At 46.9% G+C, this 6,172-nt stretch carries 7 protein-coding genes and 1 tRNA gene; 5 read left to right on the top strand and 3 right to left on the bottom strand.

Translation table 11 applies throughout. The annotated features are described in order from the left end of the window. From QXE01_11140 to pyrH, 5 genes are all read left to right on the top strand, one after another. A partial coding sequence (locus QXE01_11140) for an SAM-dependent chlorinase/fluorinase (protein MEM4971791.1) occupies positions 1-481 on the top strand: 481 nt, incomplete at its 5' end. Beyond that, entirely contained in the window at positions 481-1,017 is a 537-nt protein-coding gene (locus QXE01_11135; protein ID MEM4971790.1) for a nicotinamide-nucleotide adenylyltransferase, read from the top strand. The genes QXE01_11140 and QXE01_11135, both read left to right, overlap by 1 nt. Then, entirely contained in the window at positions 1,010-2,083 is a 1,074-nt protein-coding gene (rtcA, locus tag QXE01_11130; GenBank protein MEM4971789.1) for an RNA 3'-terminal phosphate cyclase, read from the top strand. Before QXE01_11135 ends, rtcA begins: the two co-directional genes overlap by 8 nt. Positions 2,084-2,148: 65 nt before the next feature. Then, positions 2,149-2,253 (top strand) — tRNA-Pro (locus QXE01_11125). Positions 2,254-2,401: 148 nt separating this feature from the next. Next, a complete protein-coding gene (pyrH, locus tag QXE01_11120) occupies positions 2,402-3,079 on the top strand; it encodes a UMP kinase (GenBank protein MEM4971788.1) in 678 nt (225 codons plus the stop codon). 36 nt (positions 3,080-3,115) lie between these two features. Here the strand turns inward: pyrH and QXE01_11115 are convergent, their stop codons facing one another. From QXE01_11115 to QXE01_11105, 3 genes are all read right to left on the bottom strand, one after another. After that, positions 3,116-4,330 carry a SufD family Fe-S cluster assembly protein gene (locus QXE01_11115; GenBank protein ID MEM4971787.1) on the bottom strand — a complete coding sequence of 405 codons (1,215 nt, stop codon included), beginning with the start codon at positions 4,328-4,330 and terminating at the stop codon, positions 3,116-3,118. Between the two features lie 12 nt (positions 4,331-4,342). Further along, complete coding sequence (gene sufB, locus QXE01_11110) at positions 4,343-5,764, bottom strand: Fe-S cluster assembly protein SufB (GenBank protein MEM4971786.1); 1,422 nt, start codon at positions 5,762-5,764, stop codon at positions 4,343-4,345. 48 nt (positions 5,765-5,812) lie between these two features. After that, a partial coding sequence (locus QXE01_11105) for an ABC transporter ATP-binding protein (protein MEM4971785.1) occupies positions 5,813-6,172 on the bottom strand: 360 nt, incomplete at its 5' end.

The following is a 6,172-nucleotide window of genomic DNA, read 5'->3' as shown; positions in this document are numbered from 1 at the left end:
TCTAGATAATCCAGAGTATCATAGAAAGCCTGTATCCCATACATTCCATGGGAGAGACATCTTCGCACCAGCTGCAGCATATATAGCAAGTGGAACGCCTCCTGAGAAGCTTGGAACGCCTGTGAAGCCTGAGGAGCTTGTGAGGCCACCGATCGAGTTTATATGTATTAAATCAAGGAGATCTGTGAGGACTAAGATCATACATATAGATAGGTTTGGAAATGCTGTGACAAGCTGCACACATGAGGAATTCGAAGTAGGGGCTGGGATAAATATAGGGGCTAGGGTTATTATAAGGGCTAGGCATGGGGAGAGCTATAGAGCTGTCTATAAAGAGAGCTTCAGCCTCGTAAGGCCTGGCGAGATGGTGGTATATAGAGGGAGCCTTGGATATATAGAGATAGGGATCTACATGGGCTCTCTATCGAGATCCACAGGCCTTAAGAGGGGGGATGAGGTCTCAATAGAGGTGATCGAGTAGTGGGTGACAAGGCTAGATATAGAAGAGCCGTCTTCCCAGGGAGGTTCCAGCCATTCCACATGGGGCATCTAGAGGTTGTTAGATGGGCTCTTGAAAGGGTTGAGGAGCTGATAATAGTGATAGGAACGGCGCAGGAGAGCCACACGGTTGTAAACCCCTTCACAGCTGGCGAGAGAATATATATGATTAGGGAGGCGCTGAAATGGGGGAAAATAGATCTTGGCAGGATATATATAATACCTGTTCCAGATATACTCATGAACTCCGTATGGCCACACTATCTAAAACTCTTCACACCCCCATTTGAGGCGTCTATCTCGAGGAATCCTCTTGTGATAAGGCTATTCAAAGAGGCGGGCTTTGAGGTGCTTATACCACCAGCCTTTGGTAGAGAGATATATAGCTCTACAAGGATAAGGAAGATGATGATGAGCGGTGATGAGAAGTGGAGAGAGCTAGTACCCCCTGTTGTTGCAGAGATAATAGATTCGATAGATGGGGTCTCCAGGATTAGAAGCCTTCTAGGGGGTGATTGAGTTGATAGTTATAGATGGGAGCTTCGGCGAGGGCGGGGGCCAGATACTTAGATACACGCTAGCCCTTGCATCTGTGCTTGGCAAGCCTGTGAGGATCGTCAATATAAGGGCTAAGAGGGAGAATCCAGGGTTGCAAAGGCAGCATCTAACTGTTGTAAAGGCGTTGGCAGAGATCACTGGGGCGAGGGTTAGAGGTGCCACTCTAGGATCCACGGAGGTCGAGTTCGAGCCTAAAAGGATATCAGGGGGATCCTATTTCTTCGACATAGGTAGTGCTGGCTCGATAACACTCGTTCTACAGAGCCTTCTCCTCGTAGCAGCATTCTCCGAGAAACCTGTGGAGCTAAGGCTTAGAGGGGGTACTGATGTGCCTTGGAGCCCCACATATGATTATTTCAAGAATGTCTTCCTCTACCACCTATCCAAGGTGGGCTATGAGGTTGAGCTAGAGCTAATTAGAAGGGGTCATTACCCCAGGGGCGGGGGTGAGGTGATAGCCAGGATAAGAGATCCTCCAAGGGGCTTTAAACCCCTAAACCTCAGCGAGAGGGGAGGAATAATAGCTGTTAGAGGTATTAGCCATGCAGTAAGGCTCCCTAGGCATGTTGCTGAGAGGCAGGCTAGGGCTGCTAAAGAAAAGCTTGTTAGCATGGGGGTGAATGTTCCTATAGAGATAGAGATAGAGAGCTACCCACCTGATAGGGATCCACATATAGGGCAGGGATCTGGTATAGCTCTGTGGGCCGAGGCAAGCAACACAAGAATAGGGGCTGATAGCATAGGAGCGAGGGATAAGAGGGCAGAGGATGTAGGGATCGAGGCTGCCTCTAGATTAGCTAATGACATATTAACAGGGGCTTCTCTAGATACACATATGTCTGATATGATAATCCCCTACCTACTACTCTCAGACGGCCCAAGCGAGGTCACATGCGCCTCACTAACCCTCCACGCATTCACAATGATCGAGATCTCGAAGAAGATAGTGGAAGGAGCGGTAATAGAATATGATGGAAGCCTAAATAAGCCATTCAGGCTAAAGGTATTTCCTAGCAAGCATCGCTAGCCATATACCCTCATAGCTAGCTTATATAGAAACCCTTTAACTTCCCCTATATAAAATATTTTATGGGGCCCGTGGTCTAGCTTGGTAGGATGCGGGACACCATAGAGCCCGACTCGGGACCCACGCGGGATCTCCCGTGGTCCGGGGTTCAAATCCCCGCGGGCCCACCAAGGTTATTTAAACCTATTATCGCTGAATACCTTGCTTCCTCAGGATCTAAGGGATCCCGCTTTCGCTACCCATCAAGCTTCTCTGAGGCTTGTGCTGAGTAGCTTATATTTTCCACCTTAAGCTATATTCCTGGGCGTGTGGTTCTCTATGAAGCTGGTCCTCAAGATCAGTGGTAAGCTTGTGAACCCAGAGGATCCTGGGTATATTTTTAAGCTGGCAAATATTGTTAGGGAACTCGTTAGAGAGGGTCATAGAGTAGCTGTAGTGGTTGGTGGAGGGGGTATTGCTAGGAGGTATATAGATGCATGCAGATCTCTTGGAGGTAGTGAGGGCATATGTGATCTCATAGGTATAGAGGCTTCGAGGCTAAACGCCTTTCTCCTCACAATAGCCCTAGGAGATCTAGCATATAGGAGGGTTGTTAGGAATATAGATGAGATGCTAGAAGCCTGGAGCACAGGGCTTGTAGTTGCTGCTGGAGGCTTTCAACCAGGGCAATCAACTGTTGCTGTCTCAGCTATTATAGCTGAGGCTATATCAGCTGATCTCCTAATCTATGCAACTGTTGTTAGCGGAATATATGATAGAGACCCAGCATCAGATCCCAACGCGAAACTCCTTAAAAGGGTATCTGTTGGAGAGCTTAGAAAGATACTATCTAGGCAAAGCGTTTCAGCTGGTAGATATGAGCTAATAGATCCAGTAGCGCTTTCCATAATAGAGAGAAGCAGGATTAGAGTAGCTGTAATAGATGGGAGAGACCCTACAAACATTATTCAGGCTGTGAGGGGAGAGGATGTTGGAACCCTTATTATCCATGAGTGAATAAGCTATAAAAAATCGCTAGATATATAGAAGGGGCTAGAGTATTTTCAGAGCTTCAAAGTCTATCTTATCTAGATCCGAGTATATGTTATCTATAAGCCCGCTGACCATCCACTCAGGAAGATCTTGGAAGGGCTCTACTATATAATCATAGGTCATGAGCTTAACAGCTTCATATATAGAGAGACCCCTAGATCTTAGATATGTCATGACATCAACATCTAGTATCGCCTGTGAAGCCGCGTGTCTAGCCTCAACCACATCTCCACATCTGACCTCGAGCATTGGAAGGGTTACAGCTAGAGCTCCTCTACCGATTGTAAGGGTTGATGCCTCAACATTTGTCCCAGATCCGAATGACTCCTCCTCCTGTATAGCGAATGCCTGTACAACGGTTCTAGCAGAATCTGCTGCAATCCCCCTCACATTAAGCACAGCCCTAGAATCTCTCCCCCTTACAACGGCGTTCTCTATATAATGGATCCTATTCTCCCCTGTCCCAAGGACAGCTCCGAATGCCATGTGCCTAGCCCCCCTACCCTCTACTATAGCCCTCTGCTGTATCCTAGTCATATTACCGGCTATCGCTGAGAATCCCGAGACCACCTCAGAGCCTTCTAGCAAGAGATAGTGAGAAGCCTGGAAACTCGGAGCCCTAGGAGAGTTTCTAGATATATTGGAGATCTCAAGCCTAGCCCCGGGCATTAGAAGTATCTCCTCTACAAATGTTCTCAGAGCATCTTCAGCAGGATCTACTGTTATCTGGAGCTTCGATGAAACACCTTCGCCAACTATAACCACTATATGTTGGGAGAGATGCCCACGGGAGGATCCACCGGATATTCTAATCCTCAGAGGATCCTCGATATCCTTATCAATATATATCACAGCCCCTGCTGAGAACCCTGCTATATGGAGAGCATATGCCTTAGAATCCTCTATCCTCACAAGCTTAAACAATGGTATATCTGGATCTAGAGTATCTAGATCCTCTCTATGAACAGCTATAACCTTAACACCAGCTCTTCCTCTAGATATCTCGACACAGCCGCCCTTGATAGCTATGTCAGCGCTAGCCTCAGATATAGCCCCTTGCTCACATTGATATCTAGCCTCTGCTGGTCTGTATTTGTCGAAAACACTCCAATCGGTGTAATATCTTATCGTTGGTGAATCTGCTATATATTGATATGGTATCTCGCTATAGAGCTTAGAAGCCTTTGCCAGAACCTCTTTATGGCTGCTGGCCAATCTATTCCCCTGCTACCCTACAGAGCCTATCTTGGAGAACTCAAGATCTAGCGCTGCCTTCACCAGTGCGGCCTGCTCAAATGGTAGCCTCGCCAGCACATCGCTTAGGAACCCACCTATTATGAGGCTGAGAGCCTCGTTCTCCTTAAAGCCCCTGCTTCTTAGATAGAACATAAGCTGATCACTCAGCTTACCAACACTAGCCTCATGACCTATAATTGCTGTTGGCTCGTCATTCTGTATATGAGGATATGTATATGTCTTGCTCTTCTCATCTAGGAGGAGGGAGTCGCATGATGTATAGCTCTTCGAGTTCCTAGCCCCCTTCATAATCCTCACCAACCCCCTGTAGATGTTGATCCCACCTGTCATGGAGATGCTCTTAGAAACAATCCTACTCCTGGTATTAGGTGCGAGGTGATATGCCTTCGAACCTCCATCCTTTATATGCCCATCTCTGGCAAATGTTATTACATAGCTCTCCATAGATGCTCCCTCGCCCTTTAGAAATGCCGATGGATATACAGCGCTCACCCTAGCCCCTATAGATCCTTCTATCCACTCGATATAGCCATTCCTCTCAACTATAGCTCTCTTGTTGTTGAAGTTTATAACCTGGGATGACCAGTTCTGAAGCGTTGTGAAGTGTAGCCTGGCACCCTCATGCACATATATCTCTACCATCCCATCGTGAAAACTCAGTCTACTCAGCCTAGGAGCGGCACACCCCTCTATCACATGGGCATAGCTATCCTTATCAGCTATTATCAAGCTATGCTCGAAGTTACCCTCTCCAGCCTTTCCTATTAGGAAGAAGGCCTCTATGGGATACTCGATCTTAACTCCTGGCGGTATATATACGAAGAGACCACCGCTCCATAGAGCTCCGTGGAGGGCTGCGAACTTATGCTCAGGGGGGAATATCCTCATAAAGTACTTTTTAACAAGATCAGGGTACTTCTGAACAGCTGTATCCATATCAGTTACTATAGCACCCTTCTTCGTAACATACTCCTTAACTCTAAGAAAGACTGTCTCAGAGTCTAGCTGAGCATTTAAACCTGCTAGGAACTTTATCTCAGCCTGCTTTATCCCTAGCCTCTCATAGGCCTCCACAATCTCCTTAGGAAGCTCCTCCCAAGTAGATGCCTTGGGAACATCTGGCTTTATATAGTGGCTAAGCTCATCTAGATCAAGCTCTTCGATGCCTGGAAGCCATCTAGGGGTTGGTAGCTTCTCGAAGAGCTCTAGATTCCTTAGCCTCCACAGCCTCATCCACTCAGGCTCCTTCTTGATCCTAGAGATCTCTTCAACAAGATCCCTAGAGATCCTCCCTTTTAATACTAGCTCAGCACCGCCAACCTCTATATGTCCTAGAGCCTCCTCTGCAGGATCCCTGTAAAATGATCTCAGAAGCTGCTCCTTTACACCCATATTTACAACACCTCTAACCTGTATATATCACCTAGAAAGCTTATAACCTCACCCCTCCTGCGGGGCATATCTTGACTTTATATATTCATATCCCTTCTCATCTACAAGCTTCACTATCTCATGCCCACCTGTAAGCACTATCCTACCATCTATCATGACATGAACATAATCAGGGCTAAAATCTCTGAAGAGCCTTGCAACATGTGTTATCACGAGAACCCCTGCACCCCTTTGCTTCAACTCCCTAACAATGTTTCCAATAGCTATTAGCCCCTCAACATCCATACCGCTGTCAGGCTCATCTAGTATAGGGTATTTCGGGTTTGAGAGGTATAGCTGGACTATCTCTGATCTCTTCATCTCACCGCCTGAGAAGCCCTTATTAAGATATCTATCTAGAAGCTCCTG

The organism is Sulfolobales archaeon, assembly GCA_038897115.1.
Lineage (GTDB): Archaea > Thermoproteota > Thermoprotei_A > Sulfolobales > AG1 > AG1.
Note: the sequence above shows the minus strand (reverse complement) of the source record. Positions and strands in the feature narration are given on the sequence as shown.

What these genes read in the sequence shown, in the direction of transcription:
- pyrH (MEM4971788.1), top strand. Translation starts at nt 2,402, where the DNA reads ATGAAGCTGGTCCTCAAGATCAGTGGTAAGCTTGTGAACCCAGAGGAT.
- sufB (MEM4971786.1), bottom strand. Translation starts at nt 5,764, where the DNA reads ATGGGTGTAAAGGAGCAGCTTCTGAGATCATTTTACAGGGATCCTGCA.